The organism is Sphingobacterium sp. ML3W, from assembly GCF_029542085.1.
Taxonomy (GTDB): Bacteria; Bacteroidota; Bacteroidia; order Sphingobacteriales; family Sphingobacteriaceae; genus Sphingobacterium.
In genome coordinates this window covers 1,242,055-1,258,524 of sequence record NZ_CP107036.1, presented here as the reverse complement: position 1 = coordinate 1,258,524, position 16,470 = coordinate 1,242,055, and the positions used below count along the sequence as shown (strand labels likewise).

Here is a 16,470-nt window from a genome sequence, read left to right as displayed (position 1 = left end):
AAAAAGTAGAGATCGCATGAAAATATTAGCTCCTTTTCAAGAAAGAAAGTCCGAAAGGGTAGACTCGGAGATTTTTAGTGTTTCCCGGAGAGACTTTTTAAAAGCCAGTGGGCTGTTAACCGGAGGATTGGTACTCGGGGTCAGCTTTTTCAGCTGTGACGATAAAGGCAAAAAGGTGGCCACTGTGGCACCTCATGTTTTTTTGAGCATTGCCTCGGATGGCAAAGTAACCATTGTCGCACACCGTTCGGAGATGGGACAGGGAATCCGCACCTCACTACCACTTATCGTCGCCGATGAACTCGGGGCAGACTGGAGTAAGGTAGAAATTGTACAAGCCGAGGGGGATGAAAAGAAATATGGAAACCAGAACACCGATGGTTCATTTTCAGTACGCATGTTTTATAAACCCATGCGGGAGGCCGGTGCCATCGCACGGTTGCTGCTGTTACAGGCCGCAGCCAAAGAATGGCAGGTGGGCATCGCTGAATTAGACACCAAAAATGGACAGGTCATCCAACGTGGATCGAGTAAGAAGAAGGATTTTGGCGATCTTGTACAAACTGCGCTATCCTTGCCTATTCCAAAAGTAAATGAAATCAAACTAAAAGATAGGCAGTATTTTAATATGATAGGCAAGGAAACGCCCATCATTGACCTGCACAATATCGTCACAGGTAAGGCCGTTTTTGGGATTGACGCGATTGTCGATGGGATGAAAATCGCGGTGATCAAACGCTGTCCTGTTGTTGGCGGTACCGTAAAATCTGTCAACGATAGTAAAGCGTTGACCGTCCCCGGTGTCATAAAAGTGATTACGATCAAAGGTGCTGGCTTACCGGCAACCTTATCCAGACCACTCAGTGGGGTAGCGGTGATCGCCGAGAATACCTGGGCGGCGATCAAGGCTCGAGATCTGTTGGAAGTCCAATGGGAACTCGGGCCCAATGCAGGCTACGACTCCGCCAAACAGATCGAAGAACTCAAACAGGTGGTCGCGCAAGAAGGTACAATACGTCGCAAACGGGGTGATTTCAATGCTGCCAAGGCCAATGCTAAAAAAGTGATTGAACACACCTATATCGCGCCATACCTGGCGCACGCTACCATAGAACCACCCTGTGCCCTGGCCATTGTAAAAAATGGGAGTTGTGAAATATGGGCTTGTACCCAAAACCCACAGGGCGCACGTGATGCTGTAGCCAAGGAGTTGGGGATTGCTGTGGAAAAAGTAAAAATGAATGTAACGTTGCTGGGCGGCGGATTCGGCCGGAAGTCGAAACCCGATTTTATTCTGGAAGCGGCTATCCTAGCCAAAGAGTCGGGTCTCCCGATCAAGGTGCAGTGGACGAGAGAAGATGATATCCGTCATGATTACTACCATGCGATGAGTGTGCAACGTATTGTAGCAACCATCGACAGCCAAAATAAATTAAGCGGCTGGGCCCACCATATCGCCAATCCGTCTATCTCTGCGACCGAAGATCAAGCTGTGGTACAACCCAGTGATGGGGAACTGATGCTGGGAGCTTCGGATTTCCCCTACAATGTTCCGGCCATCAATATTGCCACACATGATGCCAAAGCACACCTTCGAATCGGCTGGCTGAGATCAGTACGCAATATCCCGCAGGTATTTGCAGCTGCAACCATGCTCGATGAAATCGCCGAAGCCCGGGGTATAGACCCCGTTGCCAATGCATTGGAACTGCTTGGAGAAGACCGTCATATTACTTTTGAACAGGAACTGATCAAAACGACTTATCCCAACTATGGGGAAAAGATCGCCGACTACCCTTGGGATACAGGGCGGATGAAAAAGGTGATCGAACGGGTCGCCAAGGAATCGAGCTGGGGTAAAACAATGCCCGCGGGAAGTGCACTGGGTTTTGCAGCACACAAAAGCTTTCTAACCTATGTCGCCTGTGTGGTGGAGGTGCGAGTGGATCAAGACAAAAAAATCAGCATCCCCAATGTATATTATGCCGTCGATTGTGGTCTTGCTGTCAATGTAGAGCGGATCAAATCACAATTTGAAGGTGGAGCACAATTTTCAGCCAGTCTGGCACTCAAAAGTACAATCACTGTAAAAGATGGCCAAGTAGAACAGGGTAACTTTGACGGTTATCAGATCATTCGGATGCCTGATTCGCCTAAGCAAATCCATGTCCATATTCTAGACAGTGACGCCAAACCGACTGGTGTGGGTGAGCCACCGGTACCACCGTTTACACCAGCGCTCTGCAATGCCATTTATGCCGTGACTGGAAAACGGATCTATACATTGCCGATTGATCTGACAGTTTGATGCACGTGTGCTTATCCTACGAAATCATAAAATAAGCAATGCTGCATGACAAAATAAACCATAAAAAGGAAGCCGTTGATAGTAGGCTTCCTTTGCTTATACAGAAGTTTTAAAATACCGCACTTTAAGCTCGTTGAACCCGTTTTATGAAATCCAAGGCATTACAACATCACACATCAATAAAACACATTGACCTCGTTAAAGTAACTAATCGTTCGCAGGAATGGATAACGGATTGCATTTCGGTTGAGGAACCTTTGGAAATTCAGATACGAACAACAGTTGACGGGAGTGCAGCCAATAAAAACATCTCCGTCACCATGCGTACTCCGGGCAATGATGCTGAGCTCGCAACTGGATTTCTCTTTACTGAAGGCCTTATTTCTGAAGCCAGTCAGATCAAATCGGTGGATCATGTAGATGTGCTATGTACAAGAAATAGCCATAATATTATTGTTGTTGAACTAAGCAATGGGGTTGCACCAGAAACAACCGCCCTGGATAGGAATTTTTACACGACCTCCAGTTGTGGCGTCTGCGGAAAAGGTTCGATCGCAGCAATTAAAACCGTTAGCATTTTTAGAGACCTTGTTCCCGAATGTCGCGTTTTGAGCTGCGATATGCTCTATGCTTTACCTGATCGACTTCACGCTGCGCAGGGTAATTTCTCAGCAACCGGTGGTATACACGCCGCGGGGCTATTTGATCTCCAAGGACAGCTTATCGCGCTACGCGAGGATGTAGGCCGCCATAATGCACTCGATAAGCTCATTGGCCACGCACTAATGGCTGATTTATTACCACTACAGCGACAATTACTACTGCTGAGTGGCCGCGCTAGTTTTGAGCTTGTGCAGAAAGCTGCTATGGCAGGCATCTCCATCATTGCAGCAATCGGTGCCCCTTCAAGCCTGGCGATAGAATTGGCCAAAGAATTTGACATTACCTTATTGGGCTTTTTGCGAGATCACAGATTCAATATTTATCACCTTGGAAACAATATTGAGATTGAAGGGTTAATCGTATGAAGGGTTGGTAATATAAGGCTAATATTGTTTGAGCCTATGTATATTTACAAAGAATGATAATATCGGACAGTAAATTGATAAATAGATAAAAGATGAAAATAAGGATCAAGGATAATACGGTTAGACTACGATTGACCATGTCTGAAATTAATCGGTTAGGTACCGAAGGTGAAGTATTTGGTCGCACTGAATTTATCCAACAACCTCTAAATTACAGCATTGTACAGACAGATACAGAAGCACTCGTCGCCTCTTTTGTTGATCATAAAATTACTATTGGCCTATCTGCTGTCATGATCAAGGAATTGGTCCAGACGGATCGGATAGGCTTCGAGGGACAATCGGGAAAGGTGAAATTGCTTGTTGAAAAAGATTTTGCCTGTATTGACAATACTGTGGAGGATCAGAGTGACAATTTTCCGAATCCGAATCTCAAATGCTGACCTCCTAATAAAAAATATTAGGTATGCCAAATAGCCAATCATCATGGAAGATAACAACAAAAAGCAAAAACTGGAACAAGAAATTAAGGCTGAGCCACAGGCGGAAAATCCCTATAAGCTCCTCGACATCAAGTTGACACCCGTGGAAAAATCAGCAGCGGGTATCCCGGCAGTATTAGCAGCCTTTGCAGATCTTATTGAAGAAAAGACACTCGTTCGAGGAACCAAAGCGCTATTCAAAATGAATCAGGTTGGGGGATTTGACTGCCCTAGCTGCGCCTGGCCTGATCCAGACGATGAGCGTTCCCCTGTAGGTGAATACTGCGAAAACGGCGCAAAAGCCCTAGCAGAAGAAGCAACCACAAAAAGGGTGACTCCGGAGTTCTTTAAAAATAATTCGATCTATGATCTTTCGCAACTCAGCGACTATGAGATTGGCAAAATGGGGCGCCTGACAGATCCGATGTATCTAGCCCCCGGCGGAACGCATTATGAACCAATCAGCTGGGAGGCTGCTTTTCAAAAAATTGCAGCACAACTTCATACATTGACATCCCCGCATGAAGCCGCTTTTTATACCTCAGGCCGTACTAGCAATGAGGCTTCTTTTCTCTATCAGTTATTTGCCAAAGAATTTGGTACCAATAATATGCCCGATTGTTCCAACATGTGCCATGAAACTTCGGGTTCGGCATTGCGTCCTACAATAGGCATAGGAAAGGGAACTGTCACACTTGCTGACTTTTATGAAAGTGAATTGATTGTTATCATTGGCCATAATCCAGGTACTAACGCCCCACGTATGATGAGTGCGCTAGAAAAGGCAAAAAAAAATGGCACCAAAATTATTGCCATTAACCCTTTGCCGGAAGCAGGTTTGATTGGATTCCATAACCCACAACAGATCAATGGAATCATCGGTAAGGGCGTAAGTTTGGCTGATCTCTACTTACCTGTGAAGATCAATGGTGATATGGCTCTCTTAAAAGCACTGGAGCTTATTATACTGGACCTGGAGCATAAAAACCCAGGGAAAGTACTTCATACCGACTTTATCAAAAGTAAAACAACGGGTTATGAAACCTTTCGAGAACAATTTGATACTTCCAGATACGATCTTGAACACCTAAGCCAACAGAGTGGAGTTGCTCTAGCTGATATCCAGCAAGCTGCTGAAATGATGGCCTTTAAGGACAAAATTATTTTCTGCTGGGGGATGGGTTTGACGCAGCAACCCAATGGCGTGGACATGATCCGCGAGATCCTGAATATCTTGCTGCTAAAAGGGAGCATCGGTATTAAAGGGGGTGGTGTCTGTCCAGTCCGTGGCCACAGTAATGTACAAGGCAACCGTACCATGCTTATTGACGAGAAACCTACGAATGAACAGTTGGACAGGTTGCAGCGGTATTTTGGATTTGAACCACCACGCGAACATGGCTACGACGTGGTGCGTGCCATTAAAGCCATGCATGCTGAAAAGATTAAATTTCTGTTCTGTATGGGTGGAAATTTTCTGTCAGCGACGCCTGACACAACATTTACAGCGCATGCATTGCGCAAGCTTAACCTATTGGTCTGCGTGTCTACAAAATTAAACCGTGGCCATCTGATTCATGGCAAAGAAGCACTGATTTTGCCTACTTATGGTCGTAGTGACAAGGATATTGTCAATGGGGAGGTACAGATCGTCAGTACCGAGAATTCCATGGGCGTGGTACAGTCCTCGAAAGGTGTGCTGGATGCAGTATCTAAAAATCTGATCAATGAAACACAGATTGTATGCCGTATGGCGATGGCTACATTGGGCAATCGGTCTGTGGTCGACTGGCAGCGTTATCACGATAGTTATGATGCGGTGCGTGATGCAATTGAAAACTGTATCCCCGGTTTTGAAAACTATAATGTCAGGGTACGGCAGAAAGACGGCTTCTATTTACCCAATGAAGCTCGGGATTCGCAGTTTTTTGCACAGCAACTTGGTGGTTTAGCCCCCTTTACACGAACCGAAATACCTGAAAACCACCTGGAGGAAGACGAATATATGATGGCGACAACACGTACGCATGATCAATTTAATACCACCATCTATGGACTGGACGATCGCTATCGGGGTATCAAAAATGAGCGGCGTGTGATTTTTATGAACCAAAAGGATATAGCCAAAGCAGGTTTTAAAGCTGGAGACAAAGTGGATCTCTATAACTATGATGATGGGATAGAACGCGTAGCACCTTTATTTTTGATTGTATCCTATGCAATTCCTGAAAAGAATACAGTCACCTATTTCCCCGAAACAAATGTGCTGGTATCGGTCAACAATGTGGTAAAGGAAAGCAATATGCCGGCTTCCAAATATGTGAAGATCAAGATCAAAAAACATGATTCTGAGGTGTATAAAAAAGTGGATGAAATGCTTTACCGCGGTGCGCTTCAAAGGCCCTGAGGTTTGTCCGCAATAATCGCTTTCACCCTGCTGACCTCGGCAACGGTATTAACGTTGATAAGCATTCTAGCATCAGCAGAATCAATCAGCGCGACCTGCTGCTGGATCAATACCTGGCGTGGGGATAGTCTATTTTGAGCGATCTGTTGTTTGAGGATAGGGTAGCTGCTCGGCTCCCAAATAGCAAATAAGGGTTCGGGGAGCATATCTTGTGGATTGGTGAATGCTGTCGCAATTTTTAGTGGATCGCGGTGTTGGATCAAATAAGCGATAGCTGCGCTGTCTATTAGTGGTAAATCACAAGCAAGAACGAGCCAAGCCTGCTCAGGCAGCAGATCCAATGCCGTTAGTATACCACCTATAGGGCCAATATTCGGGTAGTTATCGGGCAGCAGCTTATAGCTTTGCTCCAATTCAAGACTATCTGCCATCTCTCTAGCTTGTTCCACACGACAGGAAATATAAACAGTTTCACAGTAAGGCTGCAGCAGATCGAGCAGATAATAGCGTTGTTCCTTACCATGCCATTGGATCTTTTCTTTCGGGCTTCCCATACGCTGACTTCTGCCGCCTATAAGTACAAGGCCATTTAATTTAGGGGATATAGTATCATTGGAAACCATTGGTATTGCTATCTGTCAATCAATTTTATTGAAGTTACGTAATTTAGTTTGATCAGGAAAATATCACTTTCCTATCCCACGGATAGTATATTGACCGCTAACCCCAATTACGGAATTTGTTACCAATATTACCTATTTCAGTAATAATTTATCCTACATATTAGTCAAATACCTATTTTTATATATGGATTCCCTCGTGGGGGTAACTAAGAATAAACAATTATGAACAGCATACGAATCAATAAAAAGAAATATACGGTAGACGTAGATAGCGAAATGCCTTTATTGTGGTTCCTAAGAGATCATGTGGGATTGACAGGTACAAAATATGGTTGCGGAGTTGCACAATGTGGTGCCTGTGTCGTTCACCTCGATGGGGAAGCTGTACGTTCTTGTGTGACTAAGATGAAACGTGCAATAGGTAAAGAAGTCATCACTATTGAAGGCTTGTCAGAACATGGTGACCACCCGTTGCAACTTGCATGGAAAGATGTTGATGTACCACAATGTGGTTATTGCCATGCCGGACAGATTATGTCTGCCGCCGTACTGCTACGCGAACGTCCAGATCCTACAGACCAAGATATCGACGATGCAATGACCGGAAATATCTGTCGTTGCGGGACTTATTCACGTATTCGTAAAGCTATTCATCATGCTGCGGAACTCCAGAAACAAAAAGGCTAAAGAATAAGCATATCCATGGAACTATATAAAGAAAAAAAACAGCTAATAAAGCTCAGATTCACTGTAACACTGATTGTTATAGCACTGTTTTTAATTGGAATCGTCTCAGCTTTCTCGGATGAAACCAACTATACTACACATGAAGAAATATATGCCACTGTGAAAAAAGATAGTGTCAAATCTGTCAACGCCTTTAAAAAAGTATACGCGGTTTTACAGAGTCCCCGTTGCATGAATTGCCATCCCAGCGGTGATATCCCGTTGCAAGGCGATGATAACAGGCTCCATGCCATGTTTCCTAAACGTGGTACTGATGGTAAGGGCATATTAGCGATGAAATGTACAAACTGTCATCAGACCGAAAATACAGCGGGTTTAAAAACACCCCCAGGAAATCCGGAATGGCATCTACCATCAGCTACAATGAAAATGGTGTTCCAAGGACGTAGTGCACATGAACTTGCAAAGCAATTGGTGGATCCGAAACAAAATGGGAACAAAGATCTCAAAGCATTGATTGCACATGCCGATGATGGTCTGGTCAAGTGGGGTTGGAACCCCGGCGAGGGCAGGACATTGCCGCCTATAAGTCATGCCAAATTTAAAGAGGCATGGATCACCTGGTTGACTACTGGTGCTTATGCACCAAAGCAACAAGGGTTGGATGGATCAAATTTGAAAAATGAACGATGAAAGTAGAGAAAACAACAATAGATAGGAGATCTTTTTTGAAGGCCGCTTTGTTGGCTGGAGGTGGAATGATTTTGCAGTTTAGCTGGCCTGGGGCGATTACGGCAGCTGCTGAAAACAGTCCGGCCGAATCGGAACACTTTACATTAAACAGTTATATTAAGATCCATCCGGATGGGAAAGTGACACTTTTTAATCCCAATCCAGAGTTTGGGCAAAACGTCAAAACTTCGTTGCCGATGATTTTGGCAGAAGAATTAGACGTCAGTTGGGACCTTGTGCAGGTTGAACAAGCGGACTTTTTCCCGGAACGCTTTGAACGTCAGTTTACTGGAGGCAGCCAATCCATCCGTAGAGCATGGCCCGTGTTGCGTACTGCTGGAGCTACCGCACGACAAATGCTGATCCTTGCTGCCGCACAACACTGGGCTGTTTCAGCTGATGAAATAACGACTGATGCGGGCACCCTGTATCATAAAAAAAGCAACCGCAAGCTGTCCTATGGCGAACTTGCTTCTGCGGCTGCCCTGATACCGCTGCCAAAAAATGTGAAACTTAAAGCGATTGCCGATTTCAAAATTATTGGTTCATCCAAACACAATGTTGAAATCGACAATATTGTGACCGGGAAACCATTATTTACAAGCGATTATAAAAAAGAGGGGATGCTAATCGCTATGATTGTCCATCCTTCAAGTTTCGGCAGAGAAATTACAACCATAGATGATAAAGCCGTTCGTCAAATGCCGGGAATAAAAGATGTATTTATCATGGAGCCTTTGCTCAAGGATTATAAGAAAAACGGATTCGATGTATTTACTTATGAGCATGTCGCTGTCATCGTTGGAAACACTACTTGGGAGGTAATGCAGGCGAAGAAAAAATTGATCTTGCAACTGAGCGGCCCGACAGGCAATGCGCAAAATGGAAAACCTGATTTTTTGGAAAGCACAGCGCGACATTATGCAGATATGGACCATTATTCCACAGGACCAGCGGAGGTGAAACGTCGAGATGGTAATCCTGAGTCGGCTTTTAAAAACGCTGCACGCATTATTGAACGTACCTATACAGCGCCTTTCCTAGTACACAATACGATGGAACCGGTAAGCTGTTTTGCTGATGTTGGGGCAGATCATGCTGAATTATATGCCCCCATACAAGCACCCGAATTTATTACCACAACCTTGTCTGCTCGACTGGGCTTACCAAAAGAGAAAATAAAAATTAATCTAGCCCGAATGGGTGGTGGTTTTGGATTACGGGCCTACGGACACCATGTGGTCGAGGCCGCAGTTATTTCCCAAAAGATTAAAGCTCCGGTCAAGTTGATGTATACACGCGAGGATGAGGCGACCTATGGCATTTACCGGCCAAGTTACAGCGCGACCTATAGGGCTGCGTTAGATGAAAACAATCAATTAATTGGTTTTCATATCAAAGCGGGTGGTATCCCCGAAACTCCACTGCACGAAAATAGATTTCCAGCTGGAGCGATAGACAATTACCTTGCTGAAGCCTGGGCGATACCTTCAGCGATTACAATAGGAGCTTTTCGCGCACCACGATCCAACTTTATCGCCAGTGCTGAACAGTCATTTTTGGATGAACTGGCCTTTGAAATGAAGAAGGACCCCTTAGATTTCAGGTTGGAATTGCTCAAACGGGCAAAAGAAAAACCTGTCGGACAGCGCAATGACTATGATGCTGACCGCTATGCAGGCGTAATCCAATTGTTAAAGGACAAAACAGCAATCTTAGCAAGGCCAGCTGGAACTGGAAGAGGGATGGCGGCTTATTATTGCCATAATACCTATGCTGCTGCAATGGTAGATATAGGCATGAAGAATAATGAACCCTATGTCAAACAAGCCCTTGCCACCCTAGACTGTGGTATTGTCATTAATAAAGACGCTGCCGTTAATATGGCTGAGGGCGCACTCATTGATGGGATAGGTAACGCTTTATATGGCGAACAACTATTTATGGATGGGGTACCATTGAAAAGTAATTTCAATACCTATCGGATGATCCGCATGAATGAGGCTCCAGAAAAAATCGAAGTACATTTTGTGGAAAACCAGGATAACCCAACGGGTATGGGGGAACCCCTGTTTCCACCGACATTTGCCGCTGTAGCAAATGCCTTATTTGACCATACGGGAAAAAGATATTACAAACAGCCTTTTGTAAAACAATATTTGGATGGGAACAGAAATTCTGTAATTTAATTGAATTACAGAATTTTACAATTTCGGAAGATTTAGTTTTTTGTGATTCAAATTTCAGGAAAATGCTCTTGGGCTATTGGCTACAGTATTCCTAGTATTGATGATTTTTAGTTGATTCTCTATTTTTCCAATCTCAGTTTTAAAGGTTTAAAGAATAGATAAACTACACCGATGCCTATTGCCATTGCCACAACATAGCCTATAAATGCGATCGTTTCCGCCTGTTGCTCATTTTTGGAAAGTGTACTTTTATCATTCCGAACGAACCAATAAACCAAGGCAAAAGTAAGTGTGGATGCAATGATTATAGAAAGCAGATCTCATGACGGGAGCTGTTTTGTAATAGCAGATGAGCCAACAAAAATGAGCAATGTAAGTAGGTAAAAAATGATCACCTTCAAATAGTTAGATACTTTTTTCATTTTTTAGGCTCTTTTACATAAAGTTAGTTGATGATTGGCAGAAATCGTTGAGCTACCTTCAATTATCCCCAGGATCGTTGATAAAAATTATCCTGGGGATAGATTGTTAACTATTTTTATGACCTTGCATCCATTATTTATTCAGCTTTGTCGTAAGAAAATTGAATACCTGCAGTTCCGCCAGTTTCTATAAAAAGATTCATAAAGCCATGGGCAGTATCCGCTCTCGCCCAATCTCGTTGTAATTCACAGAAAAGTTGTGCAACACTAACCGGCTGACCTCCGGCTTGTTCAATTCTGCGCAATGCGGCATCATGTGCTACTATAGAAGTACCCCCGACAGCATCAACGACTGGATAAACTTCAAATCCTTCTTGTAGTGCATCCAAAGAAGGGAAAGAAAGGCAGGCTTCAGTCCATAAGGCAGTCATAATGAGTTTAGACCGTTTTGTTTCTTTAACAGCCTTTAAAAATTCTACATCTTCCCAAGCATTTATTGTTGTTCGATCATAGGAAGGTATTCCTTTAAGCTCCTTCCGTAATTGGGGAATTGTTTCAAAGTTCAAACCAGTTTTCACATTGACAGTAGAAAGGATGATAGGAAGATTATAGAGCTTTGCCATCTTGGCCAACCCAACAATATTGTTGATAAGGAGTTGCCTATCCATAGAGGCAATCGAATTAACCTGTACTGGCTGATAATCAATAATGACTAGAACCGCATTTTCTGGAGTGATCAAATGATCCTTCTTTTGATCACGAATTGGAAAACTTGTCATAACGTTGTTTTTTTATTTTTTTGATAATCTCAATAGGCCACATTAGCAACCTATTTTTCTCACTGATAAAATTAGATAAGGCCACTCTTTTAAAGAATAATCTAGATTAAGTAGTAAACTTAATGCACATTAAGTTTTTAAGAATGGTGATAAAAAATTCTTTACAACTAATTTTATATACAGCGACAACTTCCAAAAAACAACCATAACCAACTGAATATAACACAAATTACATCTATTATTGTTTCATGACTGGTATCTTTTATGCGTCTATTTAAAACAATTATCAAACAGACAGACTTGTCTGTTTGATAATTGTTTTCTATTTTTGTTTTACAAAATTTTAAAGAAATGGATAACCCAAGAGAGAGAGTTTTAAATACAGCCTCCTTATTATTCCATCAACAGGGATATAACAGCACAGGGATAAATCAGATCATAAGTGAGGCAAAGGTTGCCAAAGCTAGTTTTTATCAGCATTTTAAATCCAAAGATGATCTTTGCATCGCTTTTTTGACCTCCAGACATACCTTTTGGTTTTCGGAGCTCAGCGCATATACACCGGACTCAGTCAGCCATAAACAATCCATATTGGCTGCATTTGATTTTATTATTCATATGAATAATAAAGAGAATTTTAGAGGTTGTAGTTTCCTAAATATTCTTTCTGAGCTCTCAAAAAATCAAAGTGCAATTCTTTCTGTCATACAGTCTCACAAAAATGATCTGAGGAATTTTTTCACACAAATACTAGGTGAGGGCTTATTGGCTACGCATATCTATCTATTGTTTGAAAGCGCTATTATTGAAAGTCAGCTTTTTAGATCAAATGAACTTGTTCTGAAATCAAAAGAAATTGTTAATCATATTATTTAAAATTTATGGAACAGAAACATCCATTGCCACCTTTTACATTGGAAACGGCAAAACAAAAGATCCAGATGGCTGAAGATGCATGGAACTCCCAGAACCCTGAACGGGTGTCCATGGCTTATACAATAGACAGCGAATGGCGAAATCGGCATCTATTTATCAATGGGAGGGAAGAGATTGTCCAGTTTCTAACGACAAAATGGACGAATGAACTTGATTATAAATTGAAAAAAGAGTATTGGTCTCATACCGAAAATAGAATTGCTGTCCGATTTGAGTATGAATACAGAAACAAAGATGGAAGATGGTTTAGAGCCTATGGAAATGAGAACTGGGAGTTTGATGAAAATGGTCTGATGAGAAAACGGTACGCGAGTATTAATGATTTAGAAATAGCAGAGGGGGATCGGTATTTGTAAAAGTGTTATTGCTTTTTGAAAACGGAAACTACCATCTTCTTATATAAGTAAGGCCCAACATATAATATCGGGCTTTACTTGCGCTTGATTATACAAATCATTTTTATTTGCCAATCAAGATCTTCGATCGTTGCATCTGGTGCGTTTGATTTTACAGATTCAATACCGTTTTCCATTCCACTCGCACTTTCATACATTTCGCTTGTTCCGATAACTTGGCCGTTGGTCGCTTTCAGGTTGAAATAATGTTTTCCATTCGTTGAAATCTTTCTTTCGAACTTATCGTTATCCTGCGCATTCCGTTTTACAGATTCAATACCATTTAAACAGTTCGCCTTTGTTTTATACCCTTCACTGTCCAAAATAACCTGACCATTTCCAGCTTTTAAATTAAACTGGAATTCGCCATCTTTTCTTGTTTTCACTACAAATTTTCCCATTTTTTCTATTATAAATTTTTATGTGATAAATGCGATTTACGCTACTAATAAAGATAACGTATTAAATTGTTTTTATTGTGAAACAACGATTAAATTATTTGCATTAAAATAGTAAGATATCAAAACAGTAGACAAAAGCTTACATTATAAAATCAAAAAAATGTGTATGTGTACTTTATCAAATTTTTCTTAAAATAAAGAAGGGGAGTTTCTACAAAACAAAAAAGAGCAACTTTTTACAGTTACTCTTTATTTTGCGGAAAGGGAGGGATTCGAACCCTCGATACAGTCATCCCGTATACAGTCTTTCCAGGACTGCTCATTCGACCACTCTGACACCTTTCCGTGTTTCAGTGCACAAATGTAGTAATTTTTTACTTTATTGCAATACCGCTCATGTTTTTTATAGCTTGATTTTTTCTATACTACTGAACTTAAGCCTATTGTTTTTATTTTTTTTTGAATAAAACATATTTCTTATTTTTCAGAATGACAAATAGCTATTTTGATATAAAAAAGATGGTTTTAGAAGTTTCCATCGCACGGACAAATGATCGGATCGCGATGATTGAATCTGCTCTGGAAACCGCTAGAGATTCCAGTAATGACGATACAAAAAGTAGCGCTGGTGACAAATATGAAACTTCCCGCGAGATGATCCAACAAGATATAAATCGCTACCAGGGACAACTTCTGGAAGCGAATAAAGACCTGTTACAACTGACCAATATTGCGACAACAATAGCAGACGCGACAGACTTTGTCAAACTAGGCAGCCTTGTCAAGACAAATGTAGGGCTCTACTTTATTGCAACTAGTATCGGTGCATTAAAAATAGGCGATATGAATGTCTTTGCAATTTCACCGGTATCACCTATAGGTCAGCTGCTTCTGAGTAAAAAAATAGGAGATAGCTTTCTATTTAACAAACTAAATCAGATAATTACAGGAGTCTATTAATCACCAAAATACAGGAAAGCTAAACAATATCTCAATCTAACTGTTTTTACTATGAACGAAAATAAAACGATGCGATGAAATTAAACAGCTTACTTTTGATATTTTCATTAGGTGTTTTACCTTTTGTTCACTCATGCCGGTCACCAGAATCCGATGATAAGTTAAAGTCTAAAATTGAAGAAGCTTTAGCAGATAACCAAGGCATAGCAGTGGATGTAGAAGCGGGTAATGTCACCTTGAACGGACAATTAGGATCAGATTCATTGAAACAGGTTATTGAAGAGAAAACAAAATTGGCCGGTGGTGAAAGTATCAAATCTATCCATAACAATATTATGGTCAATCTTCCGGAACCGGAAGACGCACGCGAAAAATATCATGAAATAGTTGAGGGGGTGGTGGATTCGACTTTAACCAGAGATGTCAATCGGGTTTTAAAGGATTTTCCGACGATTACAGCTCAAGTAAAGGAGGGAACAATTATAGTCACTGGAAATATTGAAAAATCACAATTGGATTCGTTAAAGAAAAGATTGGAACATATTAAACCAAAAGGTCTTGATATGAAAGGAATAACGAGTCGATAGCTCACTCGTATCCATAACAAAATAAGAGCTACAAACCTATAGGCGAGTAGCTCTTACAATTTATGCATATGTTTATTTAGCACTAATTTAGGTATTTTCCATCAAATCCCGAATAGCCACTGAAGCAATCGCACCTCCAAAAGCTGCCGGTAGATAGGACATTGTTCCATAAGCTGATTTCTTGAAATTACTTCCATCGGTATACAGCAAGGATTTTTTGTCTGGCAATTCAGTTGAGAAGGCAACTTTAACACCGTCACGGATACCATGTTTACGCAATTTTTTGCGGATGTGCTGGGCTAGCTTGCAGTTATAGGATTTACTAATATCGGCAATCTCAATTTTAGTTGGATCAACTTTACCGCCCGCACCCATTGAACTTACAAATGGCATTTTTGCATCGAGTGCCAGTCTGATGAAGAATAGCTTTGGCGTGATACTATCGATGGCTTCCACACAATAGTCAGGCTTCATGTCCAATAATGCTGGTATTTTTTCAGGGATAATAAAGTCCTGGATCACGGTCAACTCTAATTCTGGATTGATAGCTAAAAGACGCTGTCTCATGATTTCAGCCTTCGCTTCACCGTGGTTCGTTGCAAGAGCTGGGAGTTGTCTATTTCTGTTAGATGGGTCTACTGTATCACCATCTATAATGGTCATTTTACCAACCCCTGCACGACATATAAATTCGGCCGCAAAGGAACCTACACCACCCAGGCCCAGAACCATTACATGTGAATCCGCTAATTTTTCCAAAGCTGTCCTACCGACCAATGCCTCAGTGCGTGACAGCCAACTTAAATCTTTCATTTTTTTAATACAATCTTATAATTATGATATAATGCCTGCTTTAACATCTCTACTGGAATAGATCGGACTTGAGCGACATATTGATATAGGCTAGCAATTTCCGTTGCTATATCGGTATCTGTTTCCAAAAATAGATGTGCAAGGGGAATATTTTTCACGACTTGATCCTGGCTGCCATCCAAACAATGGACACCGATTGAAAGGAAGTACCCTTTATCAATGAGCTGTTTGGCTAAGGTCCAATTCTTGCGATAACCATGAAAGATAACCGGAAGTTGAAATTTTTCTTTTACCAAAGAAGCCTGAATCTCCTGAAAAGCACGAACACAGTGAATAATCAGCGGTTTCTGAAAAAACATAGCCAATAGAATCTGCTGGTCAAAAACCTGTTGCTGTTTCTCGAAGGGTACGTCACTATTTTTGTCCAGACCGCATTCACCTAATGCTACAACATTCGCGTTTTGTATCATTGTCCGCATCAATTCCAATGCTTTTTCCGTATTGTTGTTGATATACCATGGATGTAAACCAATCGAGCAGTCTCCTTTAATAATAGATTCACTATGGTTCAATGCTATACTTACAACAGATAGTGTAGAACCGTCCTGTATAGCATTAGGCCGATGTGTATGTATATCGATATAGGGGATCTGCGTTGTCAACAGCACAAAGTTCGAAAAAATAGTTGAAGCAAAAAATATTCTCTACAAAATTAGTATAG

The 16,470-nt window shown here is 41.6% G+C and carries 16 protein-coding genes and 1 tRNA gene; 11 read left to right on the top strand and 6 right to left on the bottom strand.

All coding sequences use genetic code 11. The features are described 5' to 3' along the window. Positions 1–16: 16 nt before the first annotated feature. From OGI71_RS05405 to OGI71_RS05390, 4 genes are all read left to right on the top strand, one after another. Positions 17–2,308 (top strand): molybdopterin cofactor-binding domain-containing protein, encoded by a 2,292-nt coding sequence (locus OGI71_RS05405; protein WP_282254344.1) that lies wholly within the window; start codon positions 17–19, stop codon positions 2,306–2,308. Positions 2,309–2,454: 146 nt separating this feature from the next. Next, on the top strand, positions 2,455–3,336 hold the full coding sequence (gene fdhD / locus OGI71_RS05400; RefSeq protein WP_282254342.1) for a formate dehydrogenase accessory sulfurtransferase FdhD: 882 nt from the start codon (positions 2,455–2,457) through the stop codon (positions 3,334–3,336). Positions 3,337–3,428: 92 nt separating this feature from the next. After that, positions 3,429–3,779: a hypothetical protein gene (locus OGI71_RS05395; protein WP_282254341.1), complete on the top strand. Its 351-nt coding sequence runs from the start codon at positions 3,429–3,431 to the stop codon at positions 3,777–3,779. Between the two features lie 43 nt (positions 3,780–3,822). Next, positions 3,823–6,225 carry an FdhF/YdeP family oxidoreductase gene (locus OGI71_RS05390; protein ID WP_282254340.1) on the top strand — a complete coding sequence of 801 codons (2,403 nt, stop codon included), beginning with the start codon at positions 3,823–3,825 and terminating at the stop codon, positions 6,223–6,225. On the opposite strand, the gene OGI71_RS05385 is transcribed toward OGI71_RS05390, so the two are convergent. Then, complete coding sequence (locus tag OGI71_RS05385; protein WP_282254339.1) at positions 6,213–6,848, bottom strand: NTP transferase domain-containing protein; 636 nt, start codon at positions 6,846–6,848, stop codon at positions 6,213–6,215. The two genes, OGI71_RS05390 and OGI71_RS05385, sit on opposite strands and share 13 nt — an antisense overlap. 222 nt (positions 6,849–7,070) lie before the next feature. Here OGI71_RS05385 and OGI71_RS05380 point away from each other — a divergent pair, with 222 nt between their 5' ends. Genes OGI71_RS05380 through OGI71_RS05370 form a run of 3 tightly spaced genes read left to right on the top strand, consistent with a single transcriptional unit; the run spans position 7,071 to position 10,456 of the window. Beyond that, a complete protein-coding gene (locus OGI71_RS05380) occupies positions 7,071–7,535 on the top strand; it encodes a (2Fe-2S)-binding protein (protein WP_282254338.1) in 465 nt (154 codons plus the stop codon). Positions 7,536–7,550: 15 nt separating this feature from the next. Beyond that, positions 7,551–8,228 (top strand): hypothetical protein, encoded by a 678-nt coding sequence (locus tag OGI71_RS05375; RefSeq protein WP_282254337.1) that lies wholly within the window; start codon positions 7,551–7,553, stop codon positions 8,226–8,228. Then, a complete protein-coding gene (locus OGI71_RS05370; protein ID WP_282254327.1) occupies positions 8,225–10,456 on the top strand; it encodes a molybdopterin cofactor-binding domain-containing protein in 2,232 nt (743 codons plus the stop codon). Before OGI71_RS05375 ends, OGI71_RS05370 begins: the two co-directional genes overlap by 4 nt. 559 nt (positions 10,457–11,015) lie before the next feature. Here OGI71_RS05370 and OGI71_RS05365 read toward each other — a convergent pair. Then, on the bottom strand, positions 11,016–11,657 hold the full coding sequence (locus OGI71_RS05365; RefSeq protein ID WP_282254326.1) for a hydrolase: 642 nt from the start codon (positions 11,655–11,657) through the stop codon (positions 11,016–11,018). 351 nt (positions 11,658–12,008) lie between these two features. Here OGI71_RS05365 and OGI71_RS05360 point away from each other — a divergent pair, with 351 nt between their 5' ends. Both OGI71_RS05360 and OGI71_RS05355 read left to right on the top strand, forming a co-directional pair. After that, entirely contained in the window at positions 12,009–12,533 is a 525-nt protein-coding gene (locus OGI71_RS05360) for a TetR/AcrR family transcriptional regulator (protein ID WP_282254325.1), read from the top strand. A gap of 5 nt (positions 12,534–12,538) precedes the next feature. Then, positions 12,539–12,949 carry a nuclear transport factor 2 family protein gene (locus OGI71_RS05355; protein ID WP_282254324.1) on the top strand — a complete coding sequence of 137 codons (411 nt, stop codon included), beginning with the start codon at positions 12,539–12,541 and terminating at the stop codon, positions 12,947–12,949. Positions 12,950–13,023: 74 nt separating this feature from the next. On the opposite strand, the gene OGI71_RS05350 is transcribed toward OGI71_RS05355, so the two are convergent. After that, positions 13,024–13,389 carry a YegP family protein gene (locus OGI71_RS05350; protein ID WP_282254323.1) on the bottom strand — a complete coding sequence of 122 codons (366 nt, stop codon included), beginning with the start codon at positions 13,387–13,389 and terminating at the stop codon, positions 13,024–13,026. 257 nt (positions 13,390–13,646) lie between these two features. Then, a tRNA-Ser gene (locus OGI71_RS05345) sits at positions 13,647–13,734 on the bottom strand. 174 nt (positions 13,735–13,908) lie between these two features. Here OGI71_RS05345 and OGI71_RS05340 point away from each other — a divergent pair. Continuing rightward, complete coding sequence (locus OGI71_RS05340; protein WP_282254322.1) at positions 13,909–14,349, top strand: 3-oxoacyl-ACP synthase; 441 nt, start codon at positions 13,909–13,911, stop codon at positions 14,347–14,349. A gap of 74 nt (positions 14,350–14,423) precedes the next feature. Further along, positions 14,424–14,936, top strand: coding sequence for a BON domain-containing protein (locus OGI71_RS05335; RefSeq protein WP_282254321.1), 513 nt, complete (start codon positions 14,424–14,426; stop codon positions 14,934–14,936). Positions 14,937–15,023: 87 nt separating this feature from the next. Here OGI71_RS05335 and OGI71_RS05330 read toward each other — a convergent pair whose 3' ends face one another. Both OGI71_RS05330 and OGI71_RS05325 read right to left on the bottom strand, forming a co-directional pair. Further along, the gene (locus tag OGI71_RS05330; protein ID WP_282254320.1) at positions 15,024–15,749 is read right to left on the bottom strand and encodes a tRNA threonylcarbamoyladenosine dehydratase; all 726 of its coding nucleotides are present in this window, start codon (positions 15,747–15,749) and stop codon (positions 15,024–15,026) included. Then, positions 15,746–16,417: a TatD family hydrolase gene (locus OGI71_RS05325; protein WP_282254319.1), complete on the bottom strand. Its 672-nt coding sequence runs from the start codon at positions 16,415–16,417 to the stop codon at positions 15,746–15,748. Before OGI71_RS05325 ends, OGI71_RS05330 begins: the two co-directional genes overlap by 4 nt. Between the last annotated feature and the right edge of the window lie 53 nt (positions 16,418–16,470).